This window comes from Klebsiella sp. 141251 (genome assembly GCF_050600725.1).
In the GTDB taxonomy this organism is placed as follows: Bacteria; Pseudomonadota; Gammaproteobacteria; order Enterobacterales; family Enterobacteriaceae; genus Klebsiella; species Klebsiella aerogenes.
This window is the reverse complement of sequence record NZ_JAQIRG010000001.1, coordinates 308,573-324,342: the sequence shown is the minus strand read 5'-3', so window position 1 is coordinate 324,342 and position 15,770 is coordinate 308,573. Positions and strand designations below refer to the sequence as shown.

Genomic DNA, 15,770 nt, shown 5'->3' with positions numbered 1-15,770 from the left:
GGCGTTTGCGCCGACCCCGGGAAATCCCCGGCAGCCCTACGCCTGGCCGGGCGACTACCACGACCACACAATAACAATAACTACATCACCTTCTGTAGCGGAAGTCAGATATGAAAGAACTCATCGTCGTTGCCATTGGCGGCAACAGCATTATCAAAGATAACGCCAGCCAGTCGATCGAGCATCAGGCCGAGGCGGTCAAAGCGGTGGCCAGTACGGTGCTGGAGATGCTGGCATCGGACTATAACGTGGTACTAACCCACGGTAACGGCCCGCAGGTTGGGCTGGATTTACGCCGCTCGGAGATAGCCCACGAGCGTGAAGGTCTGCCGCTGACGCCGCTGGCCAACTGCGTCGCCGATACCCAGGGCGGCATCGGCTACCTCATTCAGCAGGCGTTGAATAACCGCCTCGCCCAGCGCGGCGAGCAAAAGGCGGTTACCGTCGTCACGCAGGTTGAAGTCGATAAAAACGATCCCGGCTTTACCCATCCGACTAAGCCTATAGGCGCGTTCTTCAGCGAAAACCAGCGCGATGAACTGCAGCAGGCGCATCCTGAGTGGCGCTTTGTGGAAGATTCGGGCCGTGGCTATCGCCGGGTAGTCGCCTCGCCGGAGCCGAAACGCATTGTCGAAGCAGAAGCCATCAAGGCGCTGACCCGGCAAGGCTTTGTGGTGATCGGCGCCGGCGGCGGCGGGATCCCGGTGGTGCGCAGCCCGCAGGGCGACTACCAGAGCGTGGATGCGGTGATCGACAAAGATCTCTCAACCGCCCTGCTGGCCCGCGAAATTGATGCTGATATTCTGGTGATCACCACCGGGGTGGAGAAAGTGTGCGTTAATTTCGGCAAGCCTGATCAGCAGGCGTTAGGTCGCGTCGGCATCAGCGAGATGAGCCGCTATATGCAAGAAGGACATTTCCCGGCTGGCAGCATGCTGCCAAAAATCGTCGCCAGCCTCGCGTTCCTGCAACACGGCGGCAAGCGGGTGATCATCACTACGCCGGAATGTTTGCCAGCCGCGCTACGCGGCGAAACGGGAACCCATATTGTGCATGACTGACACAAAAGGAAAAAAGAATGAATAAAGACAACAGCCGTCGCGAATTTCTTACCCAAAGCGGCAAGATGGTTACCGCCGCCGCCCTGCTGGCGGCGGGCGCGCCTGCGGCGTATGCCGTCGGAGGCCAGCCGTCCGCGGCCGCCTGCGATAATAAAGGCGCGGCCAGGGTCGCCGATAAGCACTACTACCTTGATAACGTCCTGCTGGAAAGCGGCTTCGAATATGAAAACGGCGTAGTGGTTCACACCCGGACCGAGCTGCAAACGCTGGAAATAAAAGACGGCAAAATCGTCGCCCTGCGCAGCAATCTGAGCCACCCGGACGCCACGCTGCCGCGCTACGATGCGGGCGGTAAACTGATGTTGCCTACCATGCGCGACATGCATATCCATCTGGACAAAACGTTTTACGGCGGCCCGTGGCGCTCGCTGAACCGCCCGGCGGGCACCACCATTCAGGATATGATCAAGCTTGAGCAGAAACTGCTGCCGGAACTCCAGCCTTATACGCAGGCGCACGCCGAGAAGCTTATCGACCTGATTCAATCCAAAGGCTCCACTATCGCCCGCAGCCACTGCAATATTGAGCCGGTGTCCGGGCTGAAGAACCTGGAGAATCTGCAGGAAGTGCTGGCGCGGCGTAAGCCAGGCTTCGATTGCGAAATCGTCGCTTTTCCGCAGCACGGGCTGCTGCTGTCGAAATCGGAATCACTGGTTCGCGAAGCGATGCGGGCCGGCGCCGACTACGTAGGCGGCCTCGACCCGACTAACGTCGATGGCGCGATGGAGAAATCGCTCGATACCATGTTCCAGATTGCGCTGGATTACGACAAAGGGGTGGATATTCATCTGCATGAAACCAGCCCGGCGGGCGTGGCGGCGGTGAACTATATGGTGGAAACCGTGGAGAAGACGCCGGCGCTGAAAGGCAAGCTGACCATCAGCCACGCTTTCGCGCTGGCGACGCTCAATGAACAGCAGGTCGATGCCATCGCGAGCCGCATGGCGGCGCAGCAGATCACCATCGCCTCCACCGTGCCGATCGGCACTCTGCACATGCCGCTCAAGCAACTGCGCGAAAAAGGCGTCTTCGTGATGACCGGTACCGATAGCGTGATTGACCACTGGTCGCCGTACGGGCTGGGCGACATGCTGGAGAAAGCCAATCTTTACGCGCAGCTGTATATCCGCCCCAATGAGCAGACCCTGTCGCGCGCGCTGGCCATCGCCACCGGCGACGTGCTGCCGCTGAATGACAAAGGCGAGCGCGTATGGCCAAAAGCGCAGGACGACGCCAGCTTTGTGCTGGTCGATGCCTCCTGCTCCGCCGAAGCCGTGGCGCGAATTTCGCCGCGCACCGCCACCTTCCATAACGGTAAGATGGTCTGGGGCAGCGTCGGCGCCTGATGCCAGCGTTATGTAAAAAACCCCGGCAAGCCGGGGTTATGTCATTTACCAGACGCGATTACTTCTGCGGACGCATGGCCGGGAACAGAATAACGTCGCGGATGGTGTGGCTGTTGGTGAACAGCATCACCATGCGGTCGATACCGATACCCAGACCGGCGGTCGGCGGCAGGCCGTACTCCAGCGCGGTAACGTAGTCTTCGTCATAGAACATCGCTTCGTCGTCGCCCGCCGCTTTGGCGTTGACCTGATCCTGGAAACGCTGCGCCTGATCTTCCGCATCGTTCAGCTCGCTGAAACCGTTACCGATTTCACGGCCGCCGATGAAGAACTCGAAGCGGTCGGTAATTTCCGGGTTCACGTCGTTGCGGCGCGCCAGCGGAGAAACTTCCGCCGGATATTCGGTGATGAAGGTCGGCTGGATCAGATGCGCTTCCGCCACTTCATCGAAGATCTCCGTGACGATACGTCCCAGACCCCAGCTTTTCTCTACCTGAATACCGATAGATTCCGCCAGCGCTTTCGCCGCGTCGAAGTTATCCAGATCCGCCATATTGGTTTCCGGGCGGTGTTTCTTGATAGCTTCACGCATGGTCAGTTTTTCAAACGGCTTGCCGAAGTCAAACACCTGGTCGCCATACGGCACTTCGGTTTTGCCCAGCACCGTCTGCGCCAGAGTGCGGAACAGCGACTCGGTCAGTTCGATCAGGTCTTTGTAATCCGCATACGCCATATACAGTTCCATCATGGTGAACTCTGGGTTATGGCGTACGGAGATCCCTTCGTTACGGAAGTTACGGTTGATTTCGAACACGCGTTCGAAGCCGCCGACTACCAGACGTTTCAGATACAGTTCCGGCGCGATGCGCAGGTACATATCCAGATCCAGCGCGTTGTGATGGGTGATGAATGGACGGGCGGAAGCGCCGCCAGGGATCACCTGCATCATCGGGGTTTCGACTTCCATAAAGCCGCGGGCAACCATGAACTGACGCATGGTGGCAAGGATCTGCGAACGGATACGGAACGTATGACGCGACTCTTCGTTGGCGATCAGATCCAGATAACGCTGGCGATAGCGGACTTCCTGATCCTGCAGGCCGTGGAATTTATCCGGCAGCGGGCGCAGGGCTTTGGTCAGCAGACGCAGTTCGGTGCAGTGAATGGAGAGTTCGCCGGTTTGCGTTTTGAACAGCTTGCCGCGGGCGGCAATGATGTCGCCGAGATCCCATTTTTTAAACTGTTCGTTATAGACGCCTTCCGGCAGGTCATCGCGCGCGACGTACAGCTGAATACGGCCGCCGACGTCCTGAAGGGTAACGAAAGAGGCTTTACCCATGATGCGGCGGGTCATCATACGGCCAGCAACAGAGACTTCAACGTTCAGGGAAGCGAGTTCATCGTTATCCTTCGCATCGAATTCAGCGTGCAATTGGTCAGAGGTATGATCGCGACGGAAATCGTTCGGGAAAGCGACGCCCTGCTCACGCAGCGCAGCCAATTTTTCGCGACGAGTTTTCAGTTCATTATTAAGGTCAATTGCCTCATCGGCACCTTGTGCTTGTTGTTCAGACATGTTGGTTCCTCATAACCCTGCTTTCAAACTAGCTTCGATAAATTGAACCAGGTCACCATTCAGCGCGGCCTGTCTCTGGTAACACACCAGAGAACAATCTTAACGACTCTGGATTCACTACAAGCTGATCTCACTCAGCTATGGCTTCACTAACGGTATTTTTTATCGTTGGCCTCCGCGCCTGCCAGAATATCCACCTCCTGTTCACTTGGCTGTGCAACGAACGACTTCGCGCTCCGCTGTTGATGTAATCCCCCCGGTCGCGCTGCGCTTACCGGGGCTACGAATCGCGGCCCGGATAAGGCGTTTACGCCACGAGCCGGGATGAGCATCAGGCGCCGCCGCCGGGAACTTCACCCGCAGCCGCACGGCGTTTGCCCACGCTACAGGCCGCGGCAAAGGCGATAACGACAATCACCGCCACGCAGCCGATGGTCCATTCGCCCATCTGCGAGAAGAAATGCTGATAGGCGGCAATCGCCGTGTCGCTGATTTGCGACTCGGTAGTTTGCTGCGCCACCACCCCGGCCAGCCAGTTGGCGACCGCGCCGGTGGCCAGCATATAAATGCCGGTCAATACGCCGGTGACGCCGGGCATGTTCAGACGGGTTATCTGCGCCATCGCCACCGGATCAATAAACAGCTCGGCAAAGCCCATCATCGCCAGCCCGGCGACCATCATGCCCATCGAGGCCTGACCGTCAGCCGCGCCGTGGCGGGCATTCAGCGCCAGCAGCATAAATCCGCCGCCCATCAGCAGCAGGCCGAATGCGAATTTCAGCCACACTTTTAACACCGAGCGGGTTCGCCCTTCCGGGCGGATCAGCCACGCCAGGATCACGCCTGCCGCCATCACCGCTACCGCATTAACCGACTGGAACAGCGCGGTCGGCACTTCAATATTGAACAGTCGACGATCAACAAAGTGGTCGATAAACAGGCTAATTGAGCTTCCGCCCTGCTGCGCCAGCACCCAGAACAGTGTCCCGGTCAACATCAGTAGAACGATTTGCCACAGCGCGCGGCGATGCTGCGGTGATTTGATCATGATCCGCGCCACCATTTGCGCGGCGAACAGGCAGACAATCGCCAGCAGATAACCGGACCAGTTGTTTTCCAACAGCAAGGTGAAGAACACCGGCGCCAGGCACAGCATCACCACCAGCCAGCCCCAGGTCGGCAGCGCGAATTTCACCGCGCACAGCGCCTGTTTATCGACGCCGCGGGTGTCGCGGAAATAGCGGCTACCGCTTAAGAAAATCATCAGGCCGATGAACATGCCGATCCCCGCCAGCGCAAAGCCGATATGCCAGCCGTACCACTGCGCCGCCAGACCGCAGGCAATCGGCGCGGCGATCGAACCGACGTTACCGGCGGCATACAGCAGCGAGAAACCGCCATCGCGACGATGGTCGTCAGCGGCGTACAGTTCGCCGAGCAGACAGCTGATATTGGATTTGAACAGGCCATAGCCGCAGATAATGATCGCCAGCGCCAGATAGAGGCTCCAGGTGGAATCAGATTCGACGCCCAGCACCACGTGGCCGAGGGTCATTAACAACGCCCCGGCTATCACCGCCGTGCGGTTGCCGAGCAGGCGGTCGGCAAGCCAGCCGCCGAGAATGGGGGTTACGTAAACTAAAGATGCGTAGGCGCTGAACAGACTGATGGCGTGGCTATCGTCAAAGCCAAGTTGGTGGGTGAGATAAAGGATGAGTAAGGCGCGCATGCCGTAAAAGCTGAAGTACTCCCAGATCTGGATCGCTACGATGTAGTAAATCGCGCGCGGCTGTGAGGGTGTTTTCATAGGTTCTCCTTGCAGCGTGAAAAAAGGGAAGTGGCAAGCCACTTCCCTTGTGTGCGTCTATTACTTGTTGTTTTCTTCTTTCAGCACTTTAACGGTGTAACGACCATCCGCCTGACGGTATGCGCCGTGGATATCGGTTTCGAAGCCCGGGTAGTGAGCGCCGATTTCGCACAGCATCTGCAGGAACTCCAGTACCGGGCGGCTTTCTTCGGTGATCATTTCACCAGGCATAACCAGCGGAACTCCCGGAGGATACGGCAGGATCATGTTGGCGTTGACGCGGCCTACCATCTCTTCGAGGTAAACCTCTTCAGTCTGACCGTGCAGCTCTTTCTGGAACGCGGCATACGGGGTCATCACCATGGATGGCAGCACTTCGAATGCGCGGAACATCAGGTCCGGCAGGTTGTGATGCTCAACCAGTTTATGAATGTTCTGCGCCAGGTCCTGAATACGCATGTTTTCATAGAATTCAGGATCTTCACGGTACAGCGACGGCAGCATGTTTTTCACCCGCAGGTTCAGGTCGAACGCACGTTTGAAGTCGGTCAGCGCGCGCAGCAGGCTCAGCGCTTTTGTCTTATCGATACCGATGCTGAACAGGAACAGCAGGTTGTACGGACCGGTTTTCTCAACCACGATGCCGTGTTCGTCGAGATATTTCGCCACGATGCTTGCCGGAATACCGAAATCATCCATGGTGCCGTCTTTCTTCATCCCCGGAGTCAGCAACGTGACTTTGATCGGGTCGAGGTACATATGTTCGTTATCGATGTTTTTGAAACCGTGCCATGCGCTATCGGAGCGCAGCGGCCAGCATTCAGCGCCATCGATATGTTCCGGCTGCCATACATCGAAGAACCAGCCTTCAGACTCGCCTTTCAGACGTTTGATCTCTTTACGGAACTTGATAGAACGTTCGATAGAACCGTCGATCAGGCGTTTACCGGCGTTACCGCGCATCATCGCCGCCGCGGTTTCGGTGGAAGCCACGATACCGTAGTGCGGAGAAGTGGTGGTGTGCATCATGTAGGCTTCGTTGAAGGTTTCTTCGTTAACGTCGCCTTTCACGTGGATCATCGAAGCCTGGGAGAATGCCGCCAGCAGTTTATGCGTGGACTGGGTTTCGTAGATCACTTTCCCTTCAACGCGGCCGCCGCTCATCCCGCATTTGCCTTCATAGATCGGCGAGAAGTTGGTGTAAGGCACCCATGCGGAGTCAAAGTGGATGGATTTCACATCCAGGGTTTTCTTGATGAAGTCGGTGTTATACAGCAGACCATCATAGGTTGAGTTGGTGATAACCGCGTGTACCGGCCAGGTCGCATTCGGCGTCTCTTTCACACGCTTGGCGATAGTCGCGTGCTGGAACTCGCTCTGCGGGATACCGCCGAGGATACCGTAGGCGTTACGGGTCGGACGGAAGTAGATCGGCGTAATGTCGCTCATCATCATCAGGTGAGTCAGCGATTTATGGCAGTTACGGTCAATCAGTACGGTGCTGCCGGCAGGCGCGGAGTACATACCGACGATTTTGTTAGCGGTAGATGTACCGTTGGTCACCATGTAGCTGCGTTCGGCGTTGAAAACGCGAGCGATATACTCTTCCGCTTCTTTATGCGGGCCGCTATGGTCGAGCAGTGAACCCAGTTCAGAAACCGAAATGGAGATATCGGATTTCATGGTGTTGGAACCAAAGAAATCATAGAAGATGCTGCCTACCGGGCTTTTCTGGAACGCGGTACCGCCCATATGGCCTGGGGTACAGAAGGTGTATTTGCCTTCACGTACATATTTGAACAGCGCTTTGGTCAGCGGCGGCAGAATGGTGTCGATGTATTCGTCAGTGTTCTGTTTGATTTTGTTCGCGATATCTTCAGCGGCGCCCAGCGCATATTCGAAGAAGCGAACCTGCATGCGAAGATCGTTCAGGCTAACGTCCAGGGTGGAGTAGGTGTTAGCGAAAGCGTACAGCGGCATGTACTCGTTCATTTTGCTGATTTCTTCGCACAGTTCGAGATTGTATTTATCCCAGTCGAAGATCACGCCGCACAGACGAGAGTTGTTTTCGATAAGTTTTAATAAGTCGTCACGGTCGTTCGGGTAGACAATACGGAAGTCCAGGCGTTCGAGAGCACGATGCAGTTCACGGATGGGTTCTTCTTTGAAGTAAACACCCATGTGATTCATGATTGCAATAACGTTCATAGTCAAATCTCCAGATGTAGAAAGCCCCTCCCGTCACGATGTGACAGGTGATGGAAGGAGCCTCAGGAAAACGGTTTACTGATTAGTGCGCGTTAGCGGGGCTGTTGTTATCCGCTGCGTTGTTCTGCTGGCGCTGGTGCATTTTGCGACCGTAGAACATCAGGATAATCAGGCTAACGATGAAGGTGCCGGCCAGTTCGAAGGAGCTTGCGCCCATCAGCGCGATGAAGCAGAACACGCAACCCAGTACCGAGCAAATCAGGCTAACGAAGTTGCGAATGTTGATGCCTTCGAAACGAATCAGGTCAACACAGGAGTAGAAGTAAGGCAGCATGGTCAGCAGTACCGCGATACCGGTCAGCTCGCCGAACAGGTCAGATGCTTTACCACCGGCGGAGTTCATCAGGGTAATCAGCACCATCAGCGCGGTCATTTTCACCGCCGCCAGCAGCAGGCCTTTTTTCGGGATACCGTTGCTATCGACTTCGCCATACACTTTCGGGAAGTTACCGTCGTTGGCGGCACGTACACCGGCCTGGCCAACCAGCATCATCCACGAGCCCAGAGAAGTCAGGCAAGCGAAGGCGGTGAAAGCGGAAACCATCGGAGCAGCCCAGCCGCCGAGAATGGTAGAGGCGCTAATTGCGAACGGCGCGCCGGACGCAGCCATCTGAGAAGCAGGATACATACCGGCGATAACCTGAGTCGCGGCGATATAGACGATACCGGCCATCGCAGTACCCAGCATGGTTGCCAGCGGTACGGTACGTTTCGGGTTTTTCACCATCCCGGTACTTACTGCGGCGGATTCTACGCCAACGAAGGCCCACAGGCAGAGCAGGATACTTTTAATAACCGCGTGGCTATCAGTGGTGCTGGAGGTGTTCCAGTTCGCCTGATAGGTTGCCGCGTCAAACCAGTGCCAGCCGACGACCGCAGTCATCACCACCGGAATAAGCACCAGTACCAGACCAATGGTGGTCAGACGGCTTACCCAGGTCCCGCCGAGCATATTAACGAAAGTAAAGATCCACACGATGGCAATACAGGCAATACCTGCTGGCACCGGGTTATTTAAAATTGGGAAGAACGTAGAGAGATAAGAGACGGCGGTAATACCGATTGCCAGGTTACCAATCCAGTTTGCATGATAATAAAGGACGCCGGTCTGGAAACCGAAGGCCGGAGAAATTTCCCCTGCGTACGCAATTGGACCACCCTGCTGCGGGTTCTTGGTCGCCAGTCGGGCATAAACATAAGCCAAAGACATCGCGCCAATAATAGAAATTACCCAACCCCAAATGGCAATACCACCGATGCTGGCGAGGTTCGCAGGTAATAGTGCAATACCGCTCCCCATCATATTACCGGCGACTACGCCGGTACAGGCAAATAGCCCGATCTTCTTGGCAGAACTCATGGTTGTTTTTCTCCTAAGTTTATTTGGGAGGTACAGATCATGATATAGAACCATTTATTGACCCGACCAACTGCCAACAAGATTACTGATTCGTACGAGATAAATCCTAAAGATAAAGTGAAATAACTACAAACATCAGACAAATGATATTTTGACCTTTTTCGATTAACATATAAACATGACATGTTGATATCAAAAAAATATAAACATCGCCTACTTACAAAGAGTTAGAGGAACTCATTGGTGTTGAAATTGTGTTACCAGGCAGGAAAATAACGCTTATTTCAGGTAACAATCAGAGTGCTCATGAGATACATAAATTTAACCTCATCATACTCAAAACCATGAGCATGATGAGGGTTTACTTATTCTGAAGCGAGGAAATTATCGAGATACGGTACTACGCGGGTGACGGAGGTCTGGAATACTCCATTTTCAATCCAGTACAAGGTGTTTTCGCCAGGGCGTAAATTAAACGCCGTCAGGTAGGCATCGGCAGCTTCGCGGTTCTGTCCTTTCATCTCATAGACTTTACCGAGCAGCACATAATTCATCCACGACATTTCTAAATCAATGCCCGTGTTGATAGCGCTGTACGCTTCATCTATTTTCCCTTTGCCTAACATATCTACCGTTTTTATCTGGTAGAAGATCGCCATATCTTTAATGCCGGGCATTTCACCTACTTTCCCAACCTCGGCATACAGCGTCGCTAATTGTTTTTCATCCAACGGCTGCTGCGAATGACGTAATACATCCACCAGCGCTTTTTCGGCGTAAGCATAAATAAAGTCCGGCGATTGTTTAATGACGTCATCAAGTATATCGCTGGCTTTACCGAGTGAATCGACATCGCCTTTCATTAATAGCTGATGGGCCTGATAAAGACGGGTTAACGAAGGGCTTTGCGCGGGTTGATACTGTTTCAGCATCGCTTTCATGCGATCCGGCCACGGCTGCATTAGCGCGGTTGATAGACTATCCAGCAGGTCATTCTGGATGGTGAGCTGGTTATCCATGGTAATAAAGTAGCGTTTATCGAGCATCGTCGAGCCGTCGGCGTTATCGACCAGTTTCACCGACATAAAGCACTGCTGGGCGCGATAGTGGCGCTGATTAACGAATTCGATGGTCAACGTTTTACCCGAACTGCTGGGTTCGTTGATGTTGTAGTTGGTTTTATCATGGACCATAAAGGTCGAGAAGGTATTGAGCGAAGTAGTAATCAGGCTGCCCAGCCCAACGGCATAAGCATGCTGCGACGCCCAGTTGTTGCATGAACTGCCGTTTACCAGGTGTATGTCGATATCGCGCGGGTTTAGCAGCAGGCGAGTTTTGGTTTCCGGCGGCCGCGATTCTATCGACGACAAGGCGACTAACGCGACGCAACTGCCCAACGCCAGCAGAAACAGCGTCCACACCCAGAAGGTGGTGATCCGTTTACGTTTTTCCGGCACTGCCGGCGCCGCTGGCGCGACAGATGGAGAAGAGATAGTCGGTGGCGACGTTTCAGGAACGGAGACAGGGGCCGCTGGCGGTACGACCGGCGCCAACTCTTCGCCCTCTTCCGTACACCAAATTACCGGGACCGTTAGCTTGTAACCGCGTTTTGGCACCGTCGCAATATATTCCATGCTGCCGTCATCGCCGTCTTTCAGCGATTTACGCAATTCGGAAATACTCTGGGTGACGACATGGCTGGTCACCACGTTGCGCGTCCAGACGTTATCGATAAGCTCGTCCCGGCTGAGTACCTCGCCAGGATGTTGAGCAAAGTAGACCAGAAGATCGATTAAACGCGGTTCGAGAGTAAGCTGACGTCCGTTCCGGCTAATTTGGTTTACAGAAGGAGTAACGAGCCATTCCCCAACGCGAACAACAGGTTGTTGCATAAAAAAAACCCCAGGACGAAAAGGGAAAGGCGCGATAATACCACATTTCGCCTACCTAATTATGCGGGTGGTCAATACCCCACACGTTTGGCATAAGCTACTCCCTTTATATACAAATTAGTTAACAGTCTATGAACATCGTTGTCATTTAATCCAAAATAGCCAGGGTCTATGCTGCGTCCATCAAGTCGTTAAGGAGACGCATTATGTTATTCGACCACTATTCCTTGCAGGCCCTGCCGTTAAACAACCGTATCGTGATGCCGCCGATGACGCGTTCCCGCGCCGGGGCCGGCGATGTCGCTACCGAACAGATGGCGGAGTATTACGCCCAACGCGCCAGCGCCGGTTTAATTATCAGCGAAGGCACGCAGATTAGCCAACAGGGACAGGGTTATGCCTGGACGCCGGGCATCTATAATGAAGCGCAGATCGCCGGCTGGAAAAAAGTCACCGCTGCGGTACACCAGGCGGGAGGCAAAATTTTTGCCCAGCTCTGGCACGTAGGGCGTGTCTCCCACACCGTCCTGCAGCCGGGTAATGCCGCACCGGTTTCCTCATCTGCTATTCAGGCTGAAGGGGTGAAGGTCTTTGTCGATGTCGAAGGCCGCGGTCCGGAAAATGGCGTCGGTGAAATGGTGCAGCACTCAATGCCGCGCGCCCTGACTCGCGCAGAGATCCCGGCGATTATCGAACAATATGCGCAGGCCGCGCGCAACGCTATTGCCGCCGGCTTCGATGGCGTTGAGCTCCACGGTGCAAATGGCTATCTGATTAATCAGTTTATTGATTCTCGAGAAAACCAGCGCACCGATGAGTATGGCGGTTCGTTAACCAATCGCCTGCGTTTCCTGAAAGAAGTGGCGCAGGCCGTTGCCGATGCGATTGGTAAAGAGAAACTGGGTATCCGCCTGGCGCCGCTGACCACCTTAATGGGGTCGAAAGACGATACGCCGGAAGCCACTTATCTGGCGGCGGCCAGCGTCCTTAATGATATCGGCATCGCCTATATTCATATCGCCGAAGCCGACTGGGATGATGCGCCGGTGATGCCCGCCGCCTTTAAAGAAGCGCTGCGTCAGGTGTTCCGAGGCACGATGATTTATTCAGGGAAATACACCGTAGAACGAGCCGAAGAGGCGCTGGCCAAAGGCTGGGCCGACCTGATTGGTTTTGGCCGTCCGTTTATCGCCAACCCGGATCTGCCCTATCGCCTGCAGCACAACCTGCCGCTGAACCAGCCAATCAGAGAGCAGTTTTTCGGCGGTGGTAAAGAGGGCTACCTCGACTATCCCACCGTCGATGCGAAGTAAACGGAGCAAATCGCTTCCTGGAACTTAAATAAAAAACCCGGCAGCGCTGTGGCGTGCCGGGTTAAAAATAAGACTCTCGACGTTTATGTATAATTAATCAATGTGATTAATTATTTATACACTTCCGCCGTTGCTTCAAAGTTCGGCCCGTGTTCGCGCGCCGCGGTAATAATATAATATTTACCGCCCTTCTCATCTGCCAGCTTAGAAAGCTGATCGTGAAGATCAGAAGGTGAAGAGAATTGCCCGCCAGACGGTCCCACAGAAATACTGCCCACGTGAGTCAGTTTGAAATGCGAGGCTTCTTCTTTAGTAATTAATTGCGCTGCCGAGGCGCCAAAGGCAACTGCTGAAAGAGCTAAAGCGACTAATACCTTTTTCATCCTACATTCTCCTTGGATTAGAGCCTTAATTGAGGCTCTTTCAGTATAGACACAAGATTAATAAGCGCGCTATTTATCAGATTATTTTTTTACCATCTGCCACGCTTAGTAACGCGACGGTACCCCTTCCGGACGGGTCTTAAAACGACGGTGCAGCCACATGTACTGTTCCGGCGCCATCAGGATACATTGCTCAATAATTTTGTTCATCCATCTGGCGGTGGTTTCCGGAGAATCCAGCGGCGGTGTCGCCTCAGGCTGCAGCGCAATCAGCTCATACCCGGCGCCGTTGGGCTTTCTTCGCGGAACAAAGGGAACGATAGTGGCTTTTGACATTCTCGCCAGCATCCAGGTGCCGGTGGTGGTCGCAGCATTATCAACATTGAAAAAGGGAACAAATACGCTGCTGGCGCGACCATAATCATGATCCGGAGCGTACCAGAGGATTTCTCCCTCTTTCAGTGACTTAACCATGCCTTTCAAGTTTTTACGATCCAGCATCGTCTTGTTAGAACGCAGTCGTCCCCAGGTTTGCAGCCAGTCGATCAGCGGATTATCGTTTGGCCGGTAAACGCCAATCCCCGGCGTGAACATGCCAAACATCCGCGCGCCGAGTTCCAGGGTCAGAAAGTGAATGCCAATTAGCAAAATACCCTGCTTCTGTTCCTGCAGTTCAACGACTTCATTGACGCCGCTGGTCTCGGTCCAGCGCTCGACGCGATGGGTTGGCCAGAACCATGCCATGCCGGTTTCCATCAACCCCATGCCCAAAGATTCAAAATTCTTAACCAACATTTCATGACGCTGCGCCGGGCTGAGGTGAGGAAAGCAGAGCTCAAGATTGCGCTGCGCAATACGTACCCTTCCGCGCAAAAAATGCATAGATAAACGCCCCAGACCATGGCCCAGACGATAGATCAGCGGATAAGGAAGTTGTACCACCAGCCACAATAAGCCAATGCCCAGCCATGCCGGCCAGTAACGCGGGTGTAATAATGAAAGAGAGAATTTGGGTAAATGCGACATCTGACTATTGCTCTTCAGGATCCTTGATTTACATGCCTGCGGGAGGCCTCAGTCCGAATTTGCGGATAAGGTACCCGATCCACAACATTTAGTTTTTTCCTATTCGTGCGGTAATACGCATTCAAGCGTAGACTATAACCTGTACGCTGCCCTGGTATTAAACCAACTGTGTAACAAATTTATTATTAATTTTTTCGTACAGTGGCACGCAAGCTAAAGTTTGCGTTATTCATCTTCAACAATAAATAAATAGCCTCCGAAGAAACGTCCCCGAAGGCTAAATATCGTTATGAACGAATGAAAGCCAGCAGATCGGCGTTAATCACATCCGCATGTGACGTGTGCATACCATGCGGTAAGCCCGGATAAATTTTCAGCTCGCTATTCGCTAAGAGTTTATCCTGCAAAATGGCGGCATTCTTATAAGGAACAACCTGGTCGTCGTCGCCCTGCATCACCAGCACCGGCACCGTAATCGCTTTCAGATCGTCGGTCTGATCGGTTTCAGAGAAGGCCTTAATCCCTTCATAATGGGCTTTCGCGCTACCGGTCATCCCCTGACGCCACCAGTTTTGAATGGTACCTTGCGAAACCTCTGCGCCATCTCGGTTAAAACCGTAGAACGGGCCACTGGCAACATCGAGATAGAACTGTGAGCGATTAGCAGCAAGCGCCTTGCGGAAACCGTCAAATACTTCGATGGGCGTACCGCCGGGGTTATTGTCGGTTTTCACCATTAACGGCGGTACGGAACTGATTAATACCGCTTTGGCTACCCTGCCCTGCGGCTGGCCATATTTAGCCACATAGCGCGCGACCTGACCGCCGCCGGTTGAATGACCAACGTGAACAGCGTTATGCAAATCCAGACTTTCGACCACAGCAGAAGCATCGGCCGCATAGTGATCCATATCATGGCCTTCGCTTACCTGGTCGGAACGCCCATGGCCGCGGCGGTCGATAGCGATGACGCGAAACCCTTGCGCGAGGAAAAACAGCATCTGGTTATCCCAGTCATCAGCGCTTAACGGCCAGCCATGGTGGAACACAATAGGCTGAGCCTCTTTCGGACCCCAGTCTTTAAAATAAATATTAACGCCATCTTTAGTTGTTACGAATGCCATATCACGAACTCCTCTATTGAAAATATGACAACTTCTCATTAACATTCAATTGGTTACATTCAGCGCTGATATGATGTTTTTCCCTTACTTGCGAAAAACCTCAATGGCAACGGTGCCACAAAGTGTAGAAGATGATGGCTCATTTAGCTCATCCCTCAGCAATTTAATATCATCGCAGAAGCTAAAATACGCCTTGTGCCGTTGAGAGTTAGTTCATATTACCTATTGATTAAATATGCCTTTTCGATATCTTTTATTTTATAGATAAATATCAGCGCGTTATGCCAAAAATAAATAATTAAAATATTTTTATCTTATACTTACGCTCTGCTGTAAATTTCTCTCAAATAGATTTCTTCAGATTATTCCCCGAGAAAAAAGAATAAACCAAATGCCCCACACGCTCATTTTTAAACCACTGCGTTTACGCCTTACTTACCTTATCCACGCAGAATGTTTGCTGTTAATTGTGAGCCAGGCAACGTCCTGAGCGATACCCTTCCTCCAATGCTGTACAAACTGCAGAAAACCGCCATACTCAGGCACAAAACCTG

Annotated in this window: 11 protein-coding genes; 3 read left to right on the top strand and 8 right to left on the bottom strand. The window is 53.5% G+C overall.

Annotated elements, in window-relative coordinates; translation table 11 throughout:
- Window positions 1-110 precede the first annotated feature (110 nt).
- On the top strand, window positions 111-1,061 hold the full coding sequence (locus tag PGR09_RS01545; RefSeq protein ID WP_045393418.1) for a carbamate kinase family protein: 951 nt from the start codon (window positions 111-113) through the stop codon (window positions 1,059-1,061).
- A gap of 17 nt (window positions 1,062-1,078) precedes the next feature.
- On the top strand, window positions 1,079-2,467 hold the full coding sequence (locus PGR09_RS01540; RefSeq protein ID WP_430915740.1) for an amidohydrolase family protein: 1,389 nt from the start codon (window positions 1,079-1,081) through the stop codon (window positions 2,465-2,467).
- A 58-nt stretch (window positions 2,468-2,525) separates the two neighbouring features.
- Here PGR09_RS01540 and lysS read toward each other — a convergent pair whose 3' ends face one another.
- The 5 genes from lysS to cadC form a co-directional block, all read right to left on the bottom strand.
- The gene (lysS, locus tag PGR09_RS01535; RefSeq protein ID WP_015704650.1) at window positions 2,526-4,043 is read right to left on the bottom strand and encodes a lysine--tRNA ligase; all 1,518 of its coding nucleotides are present in this window, start codon (window positions 4,041-4,043) and stop codon (window positions 2,526-2,528) included.
- A 331-nt stretch (window positions 4,044-4,374) separates the two neighbouring features.
- Window positions 4,375-5,850, bottom strand: coding sequence for a dipeptide permease DtpD (gene dtpD / locus PGR09_RS01530; protein WP_045393424.1), 1,476 nt, complete (start codon window positions 5,848-5,850; stop codon window positions 4,375-4,377).
- Window positions 5,851-5,910: 60 nt separating this feature from the next.
- On the bottom strand, window positions 5,911-8,058 hold the full coding sequence (cadA, locus tag PGR09_RS01525; RefSeq protein WP_015367858.1) for a lysine decarboxylase CadA: 2,148 nt from the start codon (window positions 8,056-8,058) through the stop codon (window positions 5,911-5,913).
- An 82-nt stretch (window positions 8,059-8,140) separates the two neighbouring features.
- Window positions 8,141-9,478, bottom strand: coding sequence for a cadaverine/lysine antiporter (gene cadB, locus PGR09_RS01520; protein WP_045393427.1), 1,338 nt, complete (start codon window positions 9,476-9,478; stop codon window positions 8,141-8,143).
- A 365-nt stretch (window positions 9,479-9,843) separates the two neighbouring features.
- Window positions 9,844-11,370: a lysine decarboxylation/transport transcriptional activator CadC gene (gene cadC / locus PGR09_RS01515; RefSeq protein WP_047049462.1), complete on the bottom strand. Its 1,527-nt coding sequence runs from the start codon at window positions 11,368-11,370 to the stop codon at window positions 9,844-9,846.
- 206 nt (window positions 11,371-11,576) lie between these two features.
- On the opposite strand from cadC, the gene PGR09_RS01510 reads away from it, so the two are divergent.
- The gene (locus PGR09_RS01510; RefSeq protein WP_045393433.1) at window positions 11,577-12,683 is read left to right on the top strand and encodes an alkene reductase; all 1,107 of its coding nucleotides are present in this window, start codon (window positions 11,577-11,579) and stop codon (window positions 12,681-12,683) included.
- Between the two features lie 110 nt (window positions 12,684-12,793).
- On the opposite strand, the gene PGR09_RS01505 is transcribed toward PGR09_RS01510, so the two are convergent.
- The 3 genes from PGR09_RS01505 to PGR09_RS01495 form a co-directional block, all read right to left on the bottom strand.
- On the bottom strand, window positions 12,794-13,066 hold the full coding sequence (locus tag PGR09_RS01505) for a DUF1471 domain-containing protein (RefSeq protein ID WP_015367862.1): 273 nt from the start codon (window positions 13,064-13,066) through the stop codon (window positions 12,794-12,796).
- 105 nt (window positions 13,067-13,171) lie between these two features.
- Complete coding sequence (locus tag PGR09_RS01500) at window positions 13,172-14,092, bottom strand: Kdo(2)-lipid IV(A) acyltransferase (protein WP_032712783.1); 921 nt, start codon at window positions 14,090-14,092, stop codon at window positions 13,172-13,174.
- A gap of 287 nt (window positions 14,093-14,379) precedes the next feature.
- On the bottom strand, window positions 14,380-15,216 hold the full coding sequence (locus PGR09_RS01495; RefSeq protein WP_015367864.1) for an alpha/beta fold hydrolase: 837 nt from the start codon (window positions 15,214-15,216) through the stop codon (window positions 14,380-14,382).
- Window positions 15,217-15,770 lie beyond the last annotated feature (554 nt).

Excerpts from the sequence above, each read along its gene's own strand:
- PGR09_RS01540 (WP_430915740.1), top strand. The coding sequence starts at position 1,079 with ATGAATAAAGACAACAGCCGTCGCGAATTTCTTACCCAAAGCGGCAAG.
- PGR09_RS01495 (WP_015367864.1), bottom strand. The coding sequence starts at position 15,216 with ATGGCATTCGTAACAACTAAAGATGGCGTTAATATTTATTTTAAAGAC.
- cadA (WP_015367858.1), bottom strand. The coding sequence starts at position 8,058 with ATGAACGTTATTGCAATCATGAATCACATGGGTGTTTACTTCAAAGAA.
- lysS (WP_015704650.1), bottom strand. The coding sequence starts at position 4,043 with ATGTCTGAACAACAAGCACAAGGTGCCGATGAGGCAATTGACCTTAAT.
- PGR09_RS01545 (WP_045393418.1), top strand. The coding sequence starts at position 111 with ATGAAAGAACTCATCGTCGTTGCCATTGGCGGCAACAGCATTATCAAA.
- PGR09_RS01510 (WP_045393433.1), top strand. The coding sequence starts at position 11,577 with ATGTTATTCGACCACTATTCCTTGCAGGCCCTGCCGTTAAACAACCGT.
- PGR09_RS01500 (WP_032712783.1), bottom strand. The coding sequence starts at position 14,092 with ATGTCGCATTTACCCAAATTCTCTCTTTCATTATTACACCCGCGTTAC.
- dtpD (WP_045393424.1), bottom strand. The coding sequence starts at position 5,850 with ATGAAAACACCCTCACAGCCGCGCGCGATTTACTACATCGTAGCGATC.
- cadC (WP_047049462.1), bottom strand. The coding sequence starts at position 11,370 with ATGCAACAACCTGTTGTTCGCGTTGGGGAATGGCTCGTTACTCCTTCT.
- cadB (WP_045393427.1), bottom strand. The coding sequence starts at position 9,478 with ATGAGTTCTGCCAAGAAGATCGGGCTATTTGCCTGTACCGGCGTAGTC.
- PGR09_RS01505 (WP_015367862.1), bottom strand. The coding sequence starts at position 13,066 with ATGAAAAAGGTATTAGTCGCTTTAGCTCTTTCAGCAGTTGCCTTTGGC.